Source organism: Micromonospora sp. KC606 (assembly GCF_004348675.1).
In the GTDB taxonomy this organism is placed as follows: Bacteria; Actinomycetota; Actinomycetes; order Mycobacteriales; family Micromonosporaceae; genus Micromonospora.
The window spans coordinates 1-16,905 of record NZ_SMKN01000037.1; the positions used below are offsets into that span (position 1 = coordinate 1).

The following is a 16,905-nucleotide window of genomic DNA, read 5'->3' on the forward strand; positions in this document are numbered from 1 at the left end:
GGCCGACGGTGGGCTCGCGGCTTGCGGCGGGCGGGGGTGTTCCGGCGAGCTGTCACCGCGATGTGCCGCAGACCGTGTCGATCATGATCGTTCAGGGCAGTGGCGGTCTTCTTTCCTTCGGTGGGTTGCGGAGTTGGGATACGGATCATTGGCTGAACCTGCGGCTGCGCCTGGCGATCCACGGTTGTCGGGCGGGCAGGGCGTGAACGCCGGGCGGGCGGCGTGGAAGAATCGCCGGAGGTCCCGCCGCCGCGACCGGTATCCCACGCGGCGCCCGGTGTCCGGCCGCCCGGCCGATGCCCGCGGTTCCGGTTCCGCCGTCGCCGTCGAGATCCCACAGGAGCCGTGATGGACGCCGTCTTCTCCGTACCCGAGCCGCGCAACGAGCCGGTACGCCCCTTCGAGCCGGGCAGCGCCGACCGGGAGCGACTCCAGCGGCGGCTGGCCCAGTTGGCCGCCGAGCGGATCGAGCTGCCGATGACTATCGCCGGCGAGCAGCGGATGGCCGGCGGCGAGCCGATCGACGTGGTTCAGCCGCACCGGCACGCGCACGTCCTCGGGGTCACCGGCCACGCCACCCACGACGACGCCCGTGCCGCGGTGAAGGCCGCCAAGGACGCCGCCCCGGCCTGGCGAGCGTTGCCCTTCGCGGAGCGGGCGGCGATCTTCCTGCGCGCCGCCGAGCTGCTCGCCGGCCCCTGGCGGGACACCCTCAACGCCGCCACCATGCTGGGCCAGTCCAAGACCGCCGTGCAGGCGGAGATCGACTCAGCCTGCGAGTTCATCGACTTCCTCCGGTTCAACGTGTACTTCGCCCGCGAGCTGCTGGCGGAGCAGCCGTTGTCCTCGCCGGGGGTGTGGAACCGGTTCGACCACCGCCCACTCGAAGGCTTCGTCTACGCGGTCACCCCGTTCAACTTCACCGCGATCGCCGGCAACCTGCCCTCGGCGCCGGCCCTGCTCGGCAACACCGTGGTCTGGAAGCCCGCGCCGACCCAGCAGTTCGCCGCGCACTTCACCATGCGGCTGTTCGAAGCGGCCGGCCTCCCGCCCGGCGTGATCAACATGGTCACCGGGCGGGGCGAGCAGGTCTCCGACGTCGTGCTCGCCGACCCGGACCTGGCCGGCATCCACTTCACCGGCTCCACCAAGGTCTTCCAGCACCTGTGGCGGACCGTCGGCGAGAACATCGCCACCTACCGGGGCTACCCGCGCCTGGTCGGCGAAACCGGCGGCAAGGACTTCGTGGTAGCCCACTCCAGCGCCGACGTCGACGCCCTGCACACCGCACTGATCCGTGGCGCGTACGAGTACCAGGGCCAGAAGTGCTCGGCCGCGTCCCGGGCGTACGTCCCCCGGTCGATCTGGGAGGGCGGGCTGCGCGACCGGCTGGCCGCCACCGCGGAGGCGCTCAGCTACGGCGACGTCACCGACCTCACCAACTTCGGCGGCGCGGTCATCGACGACAAGGCGTTCGCCCGGCACACCGCCGCGCTGGAGCTGATCGCCGGCGACGACACCTGCCGGATCCTCGCCGGCGGCACCGCCGACGACTCGGTCGGGTACTTCGTCCGCCCGACCCTGTTCGAGTGCGCCGACGCCGCGCACGAGACGTTCACCACCGAGTACTTCGGGCCGATCCTCGGCGTGCACGTCTTCGACGACGCCCGGTTCGACGAGGTGGTCGCCCAGGCCGAGTCGATCGCGCCGTACGCGCTGACCGGCTCGATCTTCGCCACCGACCGCCGGGTGGTCGACGCGGTGGCCGAGCGGATGCGGTACGCCGCCGGCAACTTCTACATCAACGACAAGCCGACCGGCGCGGTGGTCGGGCAGCAGCCGTTCGGTGGCGCGCGAGCCAGCGGCACCAACGACAAGGCCGGTTCCTGGCACAACCTGATCCGCTGGATGTCGCCCCGAACGATCAAGGAGACGTTCGTGCCGCCGACCGATCACACGTACCCGCACATGGGCTGAGCCGCAGCGCCGGCGGCCGGGCCGCTGCGTCGCCCGCGGGAGCCGGCGGCCGGGCCGCTGCGTCGCCTGCGGGAGCCGGCGGCTGGGCGCTTGGTCACCCGGCGAGAGCGGGCCGCCGCGCGCCCGGCGGCGGCGAGGCATCGATGCTCCTGCTGCCACTGTCGTCCGCCGACAGTGCACATAGGAAATCCTGCGGGTGGCAAATACGGAAATCCTGGACGTGGTGACGGCAAAGTGGCAGCTTAGAGGGCATGGCGGAATCCGGAGTCAACCCTACCGCGGCGGCCCTGCTGGGTCTGCTGCACGACGGGCCGATGACAGGCGGCCAACTGATGGCCGCCGCCGAGCGCCGACTGGCGCCGTACTGGTCGATGACCCGCAGTCAGGTCTACCGGGAGTTGCCGGTGTTGGCCGAGCGGGGTCTGGTGCGGCTCGGCAAGCCCGGGCCGCGAATGAGCCAACCGTATGCGATCACCCCGACCGGGAAACGGACGTTCTCCCGGTGGCTGGCGGAGAATCCGGGCAAGGACACCATCCGTAACCCGGTCGCCCTCCGTGTCGCCTTCGGTGACCTGCACTCGGCCAGCCAACTGAAGAACCTGTACGCGACGGCCAACGAGTACCACACCGAGGCCCTCGCGTACGTACGGGAGCAGGTGAAGAACGCCAAGAAGGAGGGCGACACCTACGACGCCAGCGCGCTGGAGTTCGCCGTCGCGTACCACAAGGCCGCGCTGTCCTGGCTCAAGACCGCTCCGGTCGGCTGACCGTCCGCGGGCCGCCAGCCACCCCGCGCCGGACACTTTTCGCCGGTGACCGTGGGGCTCGCAGGCCCGCCGCGGGCTCTCGCAGTAGTCTTGTCTGTCGTGACCGTTGCCGATTACGCCGAACAGCTCAAGGAACTCGACGCCACCCTGCGCAACATCGAGTCGGTGCTCGACCTCGACCGCCTCCGGGCGGACAAGGCCCGACTGGAGGAGCAGGCGTCCGCGCCGGACCTCTGGGACGACCAGGCGCGCGCGCAGCAGGTGACCTCCCAACTGTCGTACGTCAACGGCGAGATCAGCAAGCTCGGCAGCCTGCGGTCCCGCCTCGACGACGCGCACGTGCTGCTGGAACTGGCCGACGCGGAGAGCGACTCCGGGGCGCTGGCCGAGGTCGAGACCGAGATCGCCGGGTTGCGCAAGGCCATCCAGGAGATGGAGGTCCGTACCCTGCTCTCCGGTGAGTACGACTCCCGGGAGGCGTTGGTGGCCATCCGGGCCGGCGCCGGCGGGGTGGACGCGGCCGACTTCGCCGAGATGCTGCTGCGGATGTACCTGCGCTGGGCCGAGCGGCACGGCTACCCGACCGAGGTCTACGAGACCTCGTACGCCGAGGAGGCAGGCCTCAAGTCCGCCACCTTCACGGTCAAGGTTCCGTACGCCTACGGCACCCTCAGTGTCGAGTCGGGCACCCACCGGTTGGTCCGGATCAGCCCCTTCGACAACCAGGGCCGCCGGCAGACCAGCTTTGCCGGCGTCGAGGTGCTGCCGGTGGTGGAGCAGACCGACCACATCGACATCCCCGAGAACGAGATGCGGATCGACGTGTATCGCTCTTCGGGCCCGGGTGGGCAGAGCGTGAACACCACGGACTCGGCCGTGCGGATCACCCACATCCCGACCGGCATCGTGGTCACCTGCCAGAACGAGAAGTCCCAGTTGCAGAACAAGGCGTCCGCGCTGCGGGTGCTCCAGGCCCGGCTGCTGGAGCGCAAGCGCCAGGAGGAGCAGGCCAAGCTCCAGGGTCTGAAGTCCGACTCAACCGGCGCGTGGGGCGACCAGATGCGCTCGTACGTCCTGCACCCGTATCAGATGGTGAAGGATCTCCGCTCCGAGCAGGAGACCGGCAATCCGTCCGCCGTCTTCGACGGTGAACTGGACTCCTTCATCGAGGCCGGTATCCGCTGGCGCAAGCAGCAGCAGCTCGCCGGCGACACTGCGTGATCGTCCGCCGACGCGACGCGTCGTCGATCTCCAGGTCAGCGGGGGAATCGATGACGCGGCTCGCAACGGCGGGGCGTGGGACTTGGCTCAGCGGTTACACCGCGTAGACTCACCACCCGTGATTCAGCTTGAGCAAGTGACGAAGACGTACCCGAAGGCGTCCCGGCCTTCGCTCGACAACGTGTCCGTCTCGATCGAGAAGGGCGAGTTCGTCTTCTTCATCGGTCCTTCCGGCTCCGGCAAGTCCACCATCATCAAGATGTTGCTGCACGAGGTCAGCCCCAACAAGGGCCGGGTCGTCGTGAACGGCAAGGACGTCACGACGATGCGTTCCTGGAAGCGGCCCCACTTCCGGCGTTCGATCGGCTGCGTCTTCCAGGACTTCCGGCTGCTGCCGAACCGCACCGCCTACGAGAACGTGGCGTTCGCCCTCGAGGTCATCGGCAAGACCAAGGCGGTCGCCCGTCGGGTGGTGCCCGAGGTGCTGGAGCTGGTCGGGCTCGGTGGCAAGGAGCACCGGTATCCGCACGAGCTCTCCGGTGGCGAGCAGCAGCGGGTCGCCGTCGCCCGGGCGTTCGTGAACCGTCCGCTGATCCTGCTCGCGGACGAGCCGACCGGTAACCTCGACCCGGACACCTCGATCGAGATCATGCGCCTGCTGGACCGGATCAACCGCACCGGCACGACCGTCGTGATGGTCACCCACGACTCCAACATCGTCAACCAGATGCGCCGCCGCGTCATCGAGATCGAGAGCGGACGCATCGTGCGTGACCAGGCTCGCGGCGTCTACGGGTGAGCCGACGCGTCATCCCTGCCGTACGACCTGACGAACACCTCACGCCGGAGAGCCGGAGGAACACCCGATGCGGATGAAGTACGTCCTGTCCGAGGTACTGGTCGGACTGTGGCGCAACGTCACCATGACCATCGCGATGATCATCACGATGGCGGTGTCGCTGTTCATGCTGGGCGGCGCGGGCCTGCTGTACCAGAAGGTCGGCGACATGAAGGACCTCTACTACGAGAACGTCCAGGTCTCGATCTTCCTGAAGCCCGACGTCAGCCCCCAGCAGCGGGACGACCTCGACGCCAAGCTGAAGAGCGACCCCCTGGTCAAGGAGGTCACGTACGTCAACAAGGACGAGGCGTACAAGCGCTTCCAGGAGATGTACCAGGACGCGCCGGACCTGGTCAACGCCGTCAAGGCGGACCAGTTGCCCGAGTCGTTCCGGCTCAAGCTGGTCAACCCGGAGCAGTACAGGGACATCTACGACCAGTACAAGGACACCGAGGGGGTCGACGAGATCGTCGACCAGAGCCGGCTGCTGGACAAGGTCTTCGGCGTCCTCACGGGGATCCAGACCTTCGCGCTCGCCATCGCGGTGTTCATGGCCGCCGCGGCGCTGCTGCTGGTCGCCAACACCATCCAGGTGGCCGCCTACAGCAAGCGGCGTGAGGTCGCGGTCATGAAGCTGGTCGGTGCCTCGAACTGGTTCATCCAGGCGCCGTTCGTGCTGGAGGCCGTGGTAGCCGGTCTGGTCGGCTCGATCCTCGCCCTGACCTTCATGGCGGTCGGGAAGTACGTCGCCGCGGGCGGCTCGCTGTCGGCCCTGGAGGGCCTGATCACGCCGATCTCCTGGTCGGACATCTTCCTGATGTTCCCGATCATGGCCGGCGTCGGCGCCCTGTTCAGCGCGATCACCGGCTGGGTCACCCTCCGGTTCTACCTGCGGGTCTAGGCGCCGCCCCGGCTCTGCGAGGGCCCTCCCGTGCCGGGAACAAATGGCGCGGGAGGGCCCTTGTCGTTCGGGTAGCATGATCTGCGCCTCGCCGGCGGTCGTCCGGTCGGGGGTCACACGAAAGGGGGTGGCGCCGGATGCCACGGGAAAAGGGCCGCAAGGTGGTCGCCTCCAACAAGAAGGCCCGCCACGACTACGCCATCCTCGACACGTACGAGGCGGGCATGGCGTTGACCGGCACCGAGGTGAAGTCGCTGCGTGCCGGCCGGGCGTCCCTGGTCGACGCCTTCGCCCAGGAGCGTGACGGCGAGCTCTTCCTGCACGGCATGCACATCCCGGAGTACACCCAGGGCACCTGGACCAACCATGAGCCTCGGCGTACCCGCAAGCTGCTGCTCAAGCGCCTGGAGATCGACCGGCTGGTCGGCAAGACCCGTGAGGGCGGCCTGACCATGGTGCCGTTGCAGGTCTACTTCTCGGACGGCTGGGCCAAGGTGGAGATCGCCCTGGCCAAGGGCAAGAAGGCGTACGACAAGCGTCAGGATCTCGCCAAGCGGGACGCCGACCGGGAGATCACCCGGGCGGTGGGCCGGCGCGGCAAGGGGATGGACGACTGATTCGTCCCGTTTGTCCGGCTGGCGGGATCAGGCCGGGCCTCGGGATGAATCCGGTTGCGGGAGGCGTTAGTCTTGACAGAGCCGCCAACACCGGCGGCCCGCCGAGGGGGTGACTGGTTTCGACTTCGTACGTTGCGGCAGGGGAAGCGAGCCGAGGAAGCCGACGTCGTCTCGAGAATCGTTCGTCGGAAACCAATAAGCGCCAAGAACAATCGCGCTGACTTCGCTCTCGCCGCCTGAGGCGAGTAGTGAGTCTGTCGGCCTGGGAGCGCCTTCGACCCAGTTAGCCGGCATCAGCTAGAAGGCTGGCCAACCGGACCCGGTCGCGGGGTCCGTGCGGCGAGATCAATCAGCGACTGGGCCCGCCACACCGACTCGCTCGCGTGATCGGAGGGGCCGAGTAGAGGCACAGCGAGCTGCGCTCGGAGAAGCCCTGACAATGCGGCGAAGGACCCGGGTTCGATTCCCGGCACCTCCACCACCTGACGATGCGCCCCGGTCCTCCCGGACCGGGGCGCATCTGTGCGCTCTGCCGCACGCCGACGCCGACCTCCCGTTAGCGGCGCGTCTGGCGAAACCGCAGGGGCAACCGGGACCACCTGAGGCAAATGAGGCGCGACGGCGCTCTGGACATGCCCTGAGCTGCCACGCTGGCGGGAACGCGTCGTCGGTGCGGGCCGCGCTGGTTGCCGTCATGGCCGTCACCGCCGGTCACCTCATCCCGGTCCGGCAGAACTTCGTCGAACACGTCCGGCTCACCGAGGGGTCGGGCGGGCTCTACGCCGAACTGCTCCACCAGGCACCTCGACTGCACCGGGGCGTACGACTGCTGACCGGGGAGCACGCGGCGCTCCTCACGGCGCTCGCCGACCTCCAGCAGGCCGTGGAGCAGCGTCGTGCGCGCCGGGGAGTTGCGCCGGCGTACCGGGCTACTGCTGCGGGCCCTGGCCCGGCACCGGCAGCGCGGCGCGGGCCTGCACTGGGAGGCGTACCAGGCCGACCTCGGCGGGGAGACCTGAGCAGGGGCGGAACCGACCGGCTCCCGCCACCGTCCAATACGGCATGCGTCGATTCGTCGCCCTGCTCGGGCTCCCCCTGCTGGCCGTGGCCGCCTGTGCGCCGGTCGACTCCGCCCCGTCCGGCGACAGGGACGACCACCGGTGGGAGGCGTTCCACCAGCGGGCCGTGGAGGTCGCCGAGGCGTGGCACCCGGGCCCAGGCTGGACCAGCGGGTACGTCCCGCTGCAGGACCCGACCGTGCTCGTCGGCGACCCCGACCTCACCCCCGACCTCGAGATGGCCCTCGCCGCAGGCTGGTACCGGGACCAGATCGAGATACCGCCGGCCCGGCCGGCCGCCGGCACCATCCGCTTCCCCGACGGCACCTTGACCGTGCCGTTGGTCAGCGCCGCCGAGGCGTACCGGCAGCTCGACCAGGGCGACCCGCCGCCGTGCGAGGGCCGTCCAAAGGCGCCCGTCCCGACGGTCGAGCCGGGCCCGGACGGCTCGGTCTCCGCCTCCGCCGCCATGGCCTGCATTCCGTTGACCGTCACCGCCGTCACGCTCGGCACCGTGTCCGTACGCACCAGCCGGGGCATGGCCGAGGTGCCGGCCTGGCTGTTCACCGTGGCGGAGCTGACCGCGCCGGTGGCCCGGGTCGCGGTCGCGCCGCAGGCGGTCACCGCCCCGCCGGAGCCCACCGCGCCCGCCCGGCCCGGCCCCGACGAGGTGGTGGCCGCCAATCAGCTGCGCGACGTCGACGGCGCGACGGTGACCTACCTGATCGGTGTCGGCGCGTGCGACACCGGGATCACCCCGCTGGTGCAGGAGCACGACGACGTGGTGGTGATCGGGGGCGGGGTGGTCCGCTCCACCGGAGTGTGCACCGAGCAACTCAAGCTGGAACCGGTCACCGTCACCCTCGCCGCGCCGCTGGGCACCCGGGCGGTGCTCGACGTGCTCACCGGGCGGGTGCTCACCGTGCAGCCCCGCTGAGCCGGCACCGGATCCGGGTGCGGCGCGGTCGGCTCAGGGCAGGGAAAACGGCAGGTCGATGCCGTCCAGGGCATGCTCGCACGGGCAGTCCCGCTCGGTTGGCAGCGCCGCCACCGCGTCCAGCAGCACCCCGCGCAGCCGGTCGGTGTTCTCCGCGAACACCCGGAACACCTCCGCCTGCGTGACCGACTCGCCGGCCGTCACGCCCGCGTCCAGATCGGTGACGAGCGCGATGGAGGTGTAGCAGAGAGCCAGCTCGCGGGCGAGCACCGCCTCCGGGTGGCCGGTCATGTTGACCACCGTGCCACCCATCGAGGCGTACCAGCGGGACTCGGCGCGGGTGGAGAAGCGCGGCCCCTCGACCACCACCACCGTTCCACCGTCCACTGCCGCCACGTCCCGCCCGGCCGCCGCCGCGAGCAGCGTATGCCGCCCGACCGGGCAGTACGGGTCGGCGAACGAGACGTGCACCGCGCCCCGGTCGTAGTAGGTCTGGGTGCGCCCGGCGGTGCGGTCGATCAGCTGGTCCGGCACCACGAAGGTGCCCGGCCCCAACTCGGGCCGGAGCCCGCCCACCGCGCACGGCGCGAGCACCTGACGCACCCCGAGGGAACGCAGCGCCCACAGGTTGGCCCGGTACGGGATCAGGTGCGGGGGGTGCCGGTGGTCCCGGCCGTGCCGGGGCAAAAACGCGACCCGGCGACCGCCCACCTCGGCGATGGTGACCGGGTCCGAAGCAGGCCCGTACGGCGTCCGAACCTCGTGCGCGGTTGCGCCGTCGAGCAACGCGTACAGGCCCGAACCGCCGATCACCGCGATGTCCGCCGTGGGACTCAATGATCCTCCCCTGTCGCCGCTCGATCATCCGCCGCTCAGACCTTAGCCACCGCCCCGGGCGCAAGCTATGGTGCCAGGCATGGCGGTGACAGCACGGACCCTCGGCGACGCCCCGTTACCCGACCCGGCGCGCGGCTGACGATGTCCGAGATGCAGGAGGAGGGACGCGCGATCGGCGGTCGAGCCACGGAGTCGATGACCGGGCGGCTGCTGGTCGCGACTCCGGCCCTGAAGGATCCGAACTTCGACCGGACGGTGGTGCTGCTGGTGGCCCACGAGGCCGGCGGGGCGCTCGGCGTGGTGCTCAACCGGGCCACCGAGGTCCCGGTGGCCGACGTTCTGGGCGACTGGAGCGACCTCGCCCGCCACCCCGCGGTGCTCTTCGAGGGCGGTCCGGTCCAACCGGACTCGGCGATCTGCCTGGCCCGGATGCGGCACCCGATGCGGCGCCTGAAGGGCTTCCAGCAGATCACCGGCGCGGTCGGCACGGTCGACCTGTCGGCGGATCCGGAGAAGCTGCGGGACAGCATCGGTGGCATCCGGGTCTTCGCCGGCTACTCGGGCTGGGGCGCCGGCCAGCTGGAGCAGGAGATCGAGGAAGGCTCCTGGTTCGTCTTCGACGCCCTGCCCGGCGACGGGTTCATGGACCGGCCCGACGACCTGTGGCCGATGGTGCTGCGCCGGCAGGGCGGGATGTTGGCGGCGGTCGCCCACTTTCCGCCTGACGTGGCGCTGAACTGAGGCCAGCCGGAGGGGCCCCGCGAGATGACCCTCGTGGTGGCCGTGTGTATAGTTCTCTCCGTGCCCGGGACGCCGGGGACGAGCAAGGGGCCGTGGCGCAGCTGGTAGCGCACCACACTGGCAGTGTGGGGGTCAGGGGTTCGAGTCCCCTCGGCTCCACCGGGTTCGACCTGGTGGTATTGACCACGGGCGATGTTCTTGAGTCACCCGTGGTCACAAAGATTCAGTGACTTTTGAACCTCCGAACGGTACTTGTGACCACGGGCGTGCAACATGTCGGTCAACTACGCACCAAGCGCAAGTCGTGCGAGTTCGCCATTGACCTCCCCAGAGGGCGCGACGGCAAGCGGCGTCAGATGCGCCGGCGGGGATTCAAGACTGAGAAGCTCGCTGAGCGCGAGGCGCGCACTCGGTTCGGCAACGTAGACCTTGCCGAGGACGGCACTGTCGCTGCTGAGCTGGTCGAATGGCTTCAAGAACGGGAACCTGACGTCGCCGTCACCACGCTTGCCGACTACCGCAACGCGGTGATGAAGTACATCATCCGCACCTTGTCCTAGCTCACGTCGCCAGCGACCGGCTGTATGCGGCGTCGGTGCTGGTCGTGGTGTGCGGTCGATTGCTTTCGGGCCCAGCCTAGGTGTCGTCTGACGGCCGCCACTCCTCTGCGACGGTGGGCGCTGATCATGGTGTCCCCCGTCCTGCCATGCAGCGGCGACTGGGGCATGCTCATTCCAAGACGATGGAAACCTCTGCAGGGCGACACCGCCGCCGGTCGCCGCGCCAGTCCGTAGCGGGGGCGAAGGGGAGTTGTCGCCGCGCGGGCGCGCCGTCCTCGTAGAGGATTCGCCACTGTCACAGAATGGGCGACATGGGTGACAGTGAGATGCGGACGCCGGCGGTGGTAGTGCGGGTGCAGCGGCGTGACGACCCGGTCGGTGCGGTCACCGAGGACGACGCGGCGCGTCGGGCGGCGGCCTACCCGACGATCCGTATCGGCGCCCCACTGTTCGGCCACGCCGTGCACGCCGGCGCGAGCCGGTGGCAGGTGCGTGCCGTGGTGGCCGACACGCCGCAGGCGGCGCGGGACACTCTCGCACATAGGCTTCGAATGCGGCTGGATGACACCGACGATCCTCGGCTGGCCGGAGAGCTGACCGCCGTGGTAGACGCCCTGGACCGGGAGAAGCTCGACGAGGTGGTGGTGGCCGGGCGGGCGCACCGGATCGTGCGGGTGGACACGTTCGCGCGTTTCGGCCCGGACGGACCCGAGCCGCCCCGGCCGACCGACCGTGATCCCCGCGATGCCGACGACCATGACAGCTTCCTTGACGAGGACATTCTCGTCGATCCGGACGCGGCGACCGGCATGGGTGAGGCGGTGTTGCGGGTGGAGCTGATGACCGCGCACTACCCCCGCGCGCAGGTGCCGGCCGATGTGTTTGCCGACAGCGTCGCCGCTGTCACCTCTCACCCGGTCGGGGTCGTCCTGCCGGCCCGTTACGCCGCTGCGGAGAGCGTCGGCGGGTCGTGGCGGCCCTACAGCCGTGCGGTGGCCACACCGCAGCTGGCCCGCGACGAGATCGCGTTCGGTCTCCGGCACATCGAGCCTCGCCTGCTCCGGCTCACCGACGAGCAGGCGGCCCTCTACCACCAGGCCGCCGACGAGCTCGACGGCAACCCCGTCGACGACCTCACCGTGCTCGGACGGCGGTTCCGGGTCACCCGTATCGAGACGCTGCTCCGCATGTCTGTCGACGGCCCTGAGGGGCCTCGCCCATCGGACCCCGACCCGGACCAGCCACCGGCGGCCGACCGCCAGTCTCTGGACTAGGCCGTGTCTTCAGCCGAAGAGGTTCACCCTGCGGCTGCCCGCGTACGCAGGAGTCACGGCACGATGACAGCGCCGGCCACCGCGAGCAGGTCGCGGTGGCCGAGGCCGTGATTGTCCGTGTGTGGGTCGCCGAGACGGTTTCGACGCGGTGTCCGCTCAGTACGCGCTGGCGTGCCCCTGTGCGCTACGGCTTGGGCGGGATCAGTAGAAGCGTGTGATCAGCGCCCGGTCGTCGCTGTTCGGGTACTTGCTGACGTCGGATGCGCCGTACGCGTACAGGCAGCTCGACTTCGACGTGTTGTGGCCCAGTCCCAGCACATGGCCGAGCTCGTGGCAGGACGTCTCCCACCGGACGGTCTCGTTGTTGTGGTAGTGATCGTTGAGGTAGACCGAGACGTGGGTGTGGTAGGTCCGGGCGGCGTTGAGGTGGCGCACGGTCTCGCCCATCCAGCCGCTCGCGCCATAGTTGGCGCTGACCACCTCCACGCAGTGAGCGCTGCTGGCGCAGCCGGCGCTCGGCGCGCGGTAGATGGAGTCGATGCCGGAGGTCTTGTTCCACTCGGTGACCGCGCGGCCGACCGGCCACTTGGCGCTGGAGCGGTCGAGGAAGTGGATGACCGGCCGGGGGTTACCCTTCTTGGCCCACTTCACGAAGCAGGTAGCCGAGCTGGCCCAGGTGCGCGCGCTGCCCTGTTTGCACGCGGCGGCCTGTGCGGTGATGTCGTCGTCCTCCCGGATCACGACGTTGGGTACGCCGCTTTCGGTCAGCAGTTGGGCCAGTTCGGCCGGCGTGACGCCAGGCGCCGGCCGGAAGAGCCTCTCGACGATGGTGCCGTCGGCGTTCTCTGTGATCGACAGGACGTCCGCGTGCGCTTCTCCGGCGCCGTCGTCGGCGCTTGCCGGCGTGGCGGCGCCGAGAGCCATGGCCAGGGCAGTCAGGGCGGCCAGGCCCAATGGGAGCAGCCGCCGTCTGGGAGTGTTCACGGTTACCTCATCCGATTTGTTGATCAAGGACGTGGGCGATCGTGACAGTCCACAGTGGTCGGTGTCGAGGGTTTGTGAACATCGGCATGACAGGCAACCTCGCACGCGCGCAGCCGGGGCGGCATCGAGGGCGATGCGAGCGGCAGTGCGGCCTTCGGGCCAGGTGTCAGGTGCGCTGGCCAGGCGGGTGCTGCGTGGTGCGGTGGCCCGGTTGCGGCCGTCGCCGAATTCGGTGAGTGCGGTGTTCAGCCGGGGTGGGCGTCGTCGCTGAACTCGCCGTGGGCGCGGGCCCGCACCGGGACTCTGCGTTCGCTGAGAGTCCGGTGCCGGTGACCTAACATTAATCATCCATGGAAGATGGTTCTTCGGAAGATGAGTGATGGTTGACCTGAAGCAGCTGTACCGGGAGCTGGTCTCGTTGGAGATCGAGCTGTGGAATGGCATCGAGGGGCGGTTGCGGGCCGAATTCGACCTGCCGCTGACCTCGTTCGAGGTGCTGCACCTGCTGTTGCGTCGGCCTGGGCCACGGATCCAGGACATCGCGGAGGAGTTCTCGATCACGGTGGGCGGTACGAGCAAGGTGGTCGACCGTCTGGAGGCGGCGGGTCTGTGTGAGCGGCGGGCCAATCCGAATGACCGCCGTTCCTCGGTCGTCGAGTTGACGGCTGAGGGGCGGAAGTTGGTGAACGGGGCGCTGAAGGTTTTCGAGGACGAGCTGGAACTGCGGATCGGGTCGGTGATTTCCGAGCAGGCCGTGCGCGAGGTAACGGTGGTTCTCGGCACGCTGCGGGCGGCAGGAAGGGCCCTGGACGCGGAGCGGAAGGCCGCGGGGCAAACGCCGGTGCCGGGCATGCGTGCGCCGAAGCCGTCTGGCCGGCCTGCGTCGTGAGCCGCGACGGCCCCGCAGTGCCCGTGGGCTGACGGGCCGAGACGCTGCGCTCGCCCGTCCCGGCGCGCAGGACGAACGCGTACGGGGGCCGGTTCGCCACTCCTGCTCGGTCATCTTCCGCATTCGGGCGCCTTTTGTGTGCGTACGGATCGACTCGTGGTGCCCGAGGCCCGAGTCGGCCTCGGGCACCGCAGGTTCTAGCCCCAGAAGGCGTCTTCGGTGGCCGGGTCGGCGGAGAACAGCCACATCTCGGTGATCTTGCCGTTGTTGACGCGCAGGACGTCGACGCCGTCCATGCTCATCGACGCGTCGTCGAGGCGGCCGGTGAAGTGGATGGTCGCGGCGACCAGGTCGCCGTTGGCCATGAGTGTGTGGACCTTGTCGATGGCGAAGGTGCCCCGGCTGGTCTCCATCATGCTGCCGAGCATCTCGAAGACGGCGTCGCGGCCCTTGTGCTCGCCGGAGAACTGGTTGGCGCCGGGCTGGTGCCAGACGATCGCCTCGTCGAGGAGTTCGCCGAGGGTGGCCATGTCTCCCGTCTGCACGGCCTCGAAGTAGGTGCGGGCGATGTCGATGTTTGTGCTGGCCATGTCACTTGCTCCTTGGGTTCTTGTGCGGGGTGGTAGTTATCGGGCGAAGTCGAGGCGGTCGGCGAGGCCGGCTTCGGTGAACGCGGCCTCGATCTCGTTTCGGCCTTCCTTGAAGTGGGCCCAGCTGTCGAAGTGGGCGGGGACGACCCGGCGGGCGCCGAGCATCTTCGCGGCCTCGGCACCCTGGGCGCTGTCGAGGGTGAGCAGGGCGTTGTCGAAGGCGAAGGGCATGCGGGCGCCGCCGAGGAAGAGGACCGCGGTGTCGACGGGAGCGAACTTCTCGGCGATCTCCTTGACGTGCTCCAGGGCGGCGTTGTCGCCGCTGACGTAGACCGAGGGCAGGTCGTCGGCGGTGAGCATGAAGCCGACGACGTCGCCGCTGACCGGTTCACAGCCGACGGGGCCATGCCGGGCGGGTACGCCCGTGACGGTCACGGTGCCGCCGTCGGGCCGCCAGAGCTCGGCGGTCTGCCAGACGGCCAGCCCGCGAGCGTTCCCGCCCAGACGATCGGCGCCGCCGACAGTGGTGAACACGACCGGAACCTCGGGCAGGAAGTCGCGGCCGGCGTTGTCCAGGTTGTCGTCGTGCTCGTCGTGGGAGAGCAGGACGGCGTCGACGCGGCCCAGGTCGGCAGCGGTGACGGGCGCGGGGTCGGTCTTGACGAGCTTGTGGTCGCCCGGGAGGGGCATCGGGTACTCGCCGGGCGGATCGAAGGTGGGGTCGGTGACGAACCTGAGCCCGCCGTACTCGATCAGGGTGGTCGGGCCGCCGTAGACACGGACGGGGATCTCTTCGCTGGTGGCGCTGGCGCCGGACATCGGGAACCTCCAGGTGGGGAACAGTGGGGACGCGGCCCTGCGGAACCGGTCAGGCATCGGGTACGGAGAAGGCGCCGATGTGGTTGCCGGCGGTGTCCCGCAGCCGGGCGAAGGTGAAGCCCGCAGAGTCGGAAACCGGTTCCGTGAGGACCTCGGCGCCGAGCCCCTGGCCGCGCTTGACGGTCGCGGCGACCTCCTGGACGAGGACGTACTTCCAGTCGAAGATCTGGCCGTAGAACTCCTTGACCTTCTCCGGCTGGCCGGTGCCGAACTCGCACCAGGCGACCGAGTTGAAGGCGGGAACGGTCATGACATCCACTCCTTGCCCCGCGACCGGGAACGTGGTGACTCGATGAGGCGCACTGAACTCTTTGGGTGACAGCAACCTTCGGCGTCGGCCCGGCAAGCCGAGCAGGTGGCCCAAGCGCTGATCGGCCGGTGCCCAGCAAACCACTTACTTTCCGTGGAATCAACTTCCAGGGATTATTGTTCCATGGATTGGGTTTCGGTGGCGTCCAGCCGGCCGCCCATGGACAGCACAGGAGACCGGCCGCACTCAGGGCGAACGGTTGAACCAGCAGGAAGGTGGTCGGCCATGGAACTGGTCGAGATCGAGGCGAAGACCCTCATCCAGAAGTCGAAGACTCCGTCCAACGACTACGTGATCAACCCCTACACCGGCTGCGTGCTGGGCTGCGCCTACTGCTTCGCCAGCTTCGCCGGGCGGCAGCTCGGCCGATCCGTCACGGAGTGGGGCGACTACCTGTACGTCAAGACGAACGCGGTGGCGCTGGCCCGCAAAGAGCTCGCGAAGATGCCGGAGGACAAGCGCCGGGGCACGATGCTGCTCAGCTCGGTCACCGACCCCTACCAGGGCCACGAGACGAAATACCGCCTGACCCGGGGCATCCTGCGCGAGCTGAAGACCATTGAGTACCCGGGCCTGGTCCGCATCCTCACCAAGTCACCTGTCGTCACCCGCGACATCGACCTGCTCACCAGCCTGCCCCGCGCCGAGGTCGGCATGACCGTGACCACCACCGAAGACAAGGTCAGTCGCTGGCTGGAGGTACGGGCCCCACTCGCCTCCCGCCGCCTGCGCACCCTCGCCGAACTCAGGGACGCCGGCATCCCCACCTACGCCTTCGTCGGCCCGCTCCTGCCACACTTCGCCACCCAGCCCGAACTCCTGGACGACCTCCTCGGGCGGCTCGTCGAGGCCGGGGTGAGCGAGGTGTTCATGGAGCACATCAACCTCAAGCGGTACATCCGCGAACGCATGGACCAGGTCCTCACCGACGAACCCGACGATGTCCGCGAGGCATACCTGCAGGCCCGCACCAAGGAACACCGCGAACAACTCGACGCGATCGTCGCCGACCTGCTGACCAGGCACGGGCTGCGGCTGCGCTTCGACGAGGTCGTCCACCACGACGACAACGAGGCCCTACGGCACAGGCTCGCATCCCCGGCGTAACTGCCCGGTCTGGTGCTGGCGCCTTCGGGCGCCGCCTTCCTGGCCCGTGACCATGCCGAGCATCGCGGGAAGCGTGGCGATACTTAGGAGGGGAGGGGCTGGTTGTTGATCTCCATCGCCCCTCCCGAGCCGGATCGCCGCGACATCTCGCAACCGTCTCACGGACTGCTCGGCGGGGCCAGGTGGAGGTTGGCACGACCCGGGCTCTGACCTGGCCGCTGACCTGCACGTCGGTTTGCTGTTGTGACGCGCTGTCGTGGCGTGGGTGTTGGTCGTGGTGTGTGGTGTGCGCCGAGGCGAATCGTGGGACTCAGCCGTGCGCCGCAACGCGGCGCGGCACCAGCTCCGTCGTTTCGCTGTGAAGGCGATTCCTCCTTTCGTCAGAGGTGGTTGTGGTGGATCGTCAGATCCATCT

19 protein-coding genes, 1 tRNA gene and 1 other RNA gene are annotated in these 16,905 nt (G+C 69.3%); 16 read left to right on the top strand and 5 right to left on the bottom strand.

Annotated features, from left to right (window positions below; all coding sequences use genetic code 11):
- The 10 genes from E1193_RS32455 to E1193_RS11120 form a co-directional block, all read left to right on the top strand.
- On the top strand, positions 1–206 hold a 206-nt coding region (locus E1193_RS32455; RefSeq protein WP_207922658.1), incomplete at its 5' end, for a hypothetical protein.
- 142 nt (positions 207–348) lie between these two features.
- Positions 349–1,977, top strand: a complete 1,629-nt coding sequence (pruA, locus tag E1193_RS11080) for an L-glutamate gamma-semialdehyde dehydrogenase (protein WP_132182844.1) — start codon at positions 349–351, stop codon at positions 1,975–1,977.
- Positions 1,978–2,228: 251 nt separating this feature from the next.
- Positions 2,229–2,744: a PadR family transcriptional regulator gene (locus E1193_RS11085; RefSeq protein WP_132182845.1), complete on the top strand. Its 516-nt coding sequence runs from the start codon at positions 2,229–2,231 to the stop codon at positions 2,742–2,744.
- A 99-nt stretch (positions 2,745–2,843) separates the two neighbouring features.
- Entirely contained in the window at positions 2,844–3,965 is a 1,122-nt protein-coding gene (prfB, locus tag E1193_RS11090) for a peptide chain release factor 2 (RefSeq protein WP_132182847.1), read from the top strand.
- A 118-nt stretch (positions 3,966–4,083) separates the two neighbouring features.
- Positions 4,084–4,764, top strand: coding sequence for a cell division ATP-binding protein FtsE (ftsE, locus tag E1193_RS11095; protein WP_132182849.1), 681 nt, complete (start codon positions 4,084–4,086; stop codon positions 4,762–4,764).
- A gap of 67 nt (positions 4,765–4,831) precedes the next feature.
- Positions 4,832–5,707: a permease-like cell division protein FtsX gene (gene ftsX / locus E1193_RS11100; RefSeq protein ID WP_132182851.1), complete on the top strand. Its 876-nt coding sequence runs from the start codon at positions 4,832–4,834 to the stop codon at positions 5,705–5,707.
- A 137-nt stretch (positions 5,708–5,844) separates the two neighbouring features.
- Positions 5,845–6,324, top strand: coding sequence for an SsrA-binding protein SmpB (smpB, locus tag E1193_RS11105; RefSeq protein WP_132182853.1), 480 nt, complete (start codon positions 5,845–5,847; stop codon positions 6,322–6,324).
- A gap of 105 nt (positions 6,325–6,429) precedes the next feature.
- Positions 6,430–6,805, top strand: a transfer-messenger RNA (tmRNA) gene (ssrA, locus tag E1193_RS11110).
- Positions 6,806–7,220: 415 nt separating this feature from the next.
- Positions 7,221–7,343, top strand: coding sequence for a hypothetical protein (locus E1193_RS33730; RefSeq protein WP_279433321.1), 123 nt, complete (start codon positions 7,221–7,223; stop codon positions 7,341–7,343).
- A 43-nt stretch (positions 7,344–7,386) separates the two neighbouring features.
- Positions 7,387–8,319 (top strand): hypothetical protein, encoded by a 933-nt coding sequence (locus tag E1193_RS11120; protein ID WP_132182855.1) that lies wholly within the window; start codon positions 7,387–7,389, stop codon positions 8,317–8,319.
- A 33-nt stretch (positions 8,320–8,352) separates the two neighbouring features.
- Here the strand turns inward: E1193_RS11120 and E1193_RS11125 are convergent, their stop codons facing one another.
- Complete coding sequence (locus E1193_RS11125; RefSeq protein WP_132182857.1) at positions 8,353–9,156, bottom strand: S-methyl-5'-thioadenosine phosphorylase; 804 nt, start codon at positions 9,154–9,156, stop codon at positions 8,353–8,355.
- A 150-nt stretch (positions 9,157–9,306) separates the two neighbouring features.
- Between E1193_RS11125 and E1193_RS11130 the strand changes: the two genes are divergently transcribed.
- The 4 genes from E1193_RS11130 (at position 9,307) to E1193_RS11145 (ending at position 11,731) form a co-directional block, all read left to right on the top strand.
- Entirely contained in the window at positions 9,307–9,897 is a 591-nt protein-coding gene (locus E1193_RS11130; RefSeq protein WP_132182859.1) for a YqgE/AlgH family protein, read from the top strand.
- An 86-nt stretch (positions 9,898–9,983) separates the two neighbouring features.
- A tRNA-Ala gene (locus tag E1193_RS11135) sits at positions 9,984–10,056 on the top strand.
- Between the two features lie 95 nt (positions 10,057–10,151).
- Positions 10,152–10,457, top strand: coding sequence for an Arm DNA-binding domain-containing protein (locus E1193_RS33070; RefSeq protein ID WP_243707501.1), 306 nt, complete (start codon positions 10,152–10,154; stop codon positions 10,455–10,457).
- A 311-nt stretch (positions 10,458–10,768) separates the two neighbouring features.
- Positions 10,769–11,731, top strand: coding sequence for a DUF5954 family protein (locus E1193_RS11145; RefSeq protein ID WP_243707503.1), 963 nt, complete (start codon positions 10,769–10,771; stop codon positions 11,729–11,731).
- Between the two features lie 201 nt (positions 11,732–11,932).
- On the opposite strand, the gene E1193_RS11150 is transcribed toward E1193_RS11145, so the two are convergent.
- Positions 11,933–12,715, bottom strand: coding sequence for a matrixin family metalloprotease (locus tag E1193_RS11150; RefSeq protein WP_132182863.1), 783 nt, complete (start codon positions 12,713–12,715; stop codon positions 11,933–11,935).
- A gap of 418 nt (positions 12,716–13,133) precedes the next feature.
- On the opposite strand from E1193_RS11150, the gene E1193_RS11155 reads away from it, so the two are divergent.
- Positions 13,134–13,604 (top strand): MarR family transcriptional regulator, encoded by a 471-nt coding sequence (locus E1193_RS11155; RefSeq protein ID WP_207922659.1) that lies wholly within the window; start codon positions 13,134–13,136, stop codon positions 13,602–13,604.
- A 197-nt stretch (positions 13,605–13,801) separates the two neighbouring features.
- Here E1193_RS11155 and E1193_RS11160 read toward each other — a convergent pair whose 3' ends face one another.
- Genes E1193_RS11160 through E1193_RS11170 form a run of 3 tightly spaced genes read right to left on the bottom strand, consistent with a single transcriptional unit; the run spans position 13,802 to position 15,323 of the window.
- Positions 13,802–14,194: a nuclear transport factor 2 family protein gene (locus tag E1193_RS11160; protein ID WP_132182867.1), complete on the bottom strand. Its 393-nt coding sequence runs from the start codon at positions 14,192–14,194 to the stop codon at positions 13,802–13,804.
- Between the two features lie 36 nt (positions 14,195–14,230).
- A complete protein-coding gene (locus E1193_RS11165) occupies positions 14,231–15,013 on the bottom strand; it encodes an MBL fold metallo-hydrolase (protein WP_132182869.1) in 783 nt (260 codons plus the stop codon).
- A 49-nt stretch (positions 15,014–15,062) separates the two neighbouring features.
- Positions 15,063–15,323 carry a hypothetical protein gene (locus E1193_RS11170; protein WP_132182871.1) on the bottom strand — a complete coding sequence of 87 codons (261 nt, stop codon included), beginning with the start codon at positions 15,321–15,323 and terminating at the stop codon, positions 15,063–15,065.
- A 285-nt stretch (positions 15,324–15,608) separates the two neighbouring features.
- Between E1193_RS11170 and E1193_RS11175 the strand changes: the two genes are divergently transcribed.
- Complete coding sequence (locus E1193_RS11175) at positions 15,609–16,490, top strand: radical SAM protein (RefSeq protein WP_132182873.1); 882 nt, start codon at positions 15,609–15,611, stop codon at positions 16,488–16,490.
- The last annotated feature ends 415 nt before the right edge of the window (positions 16,491–16,905 follow it).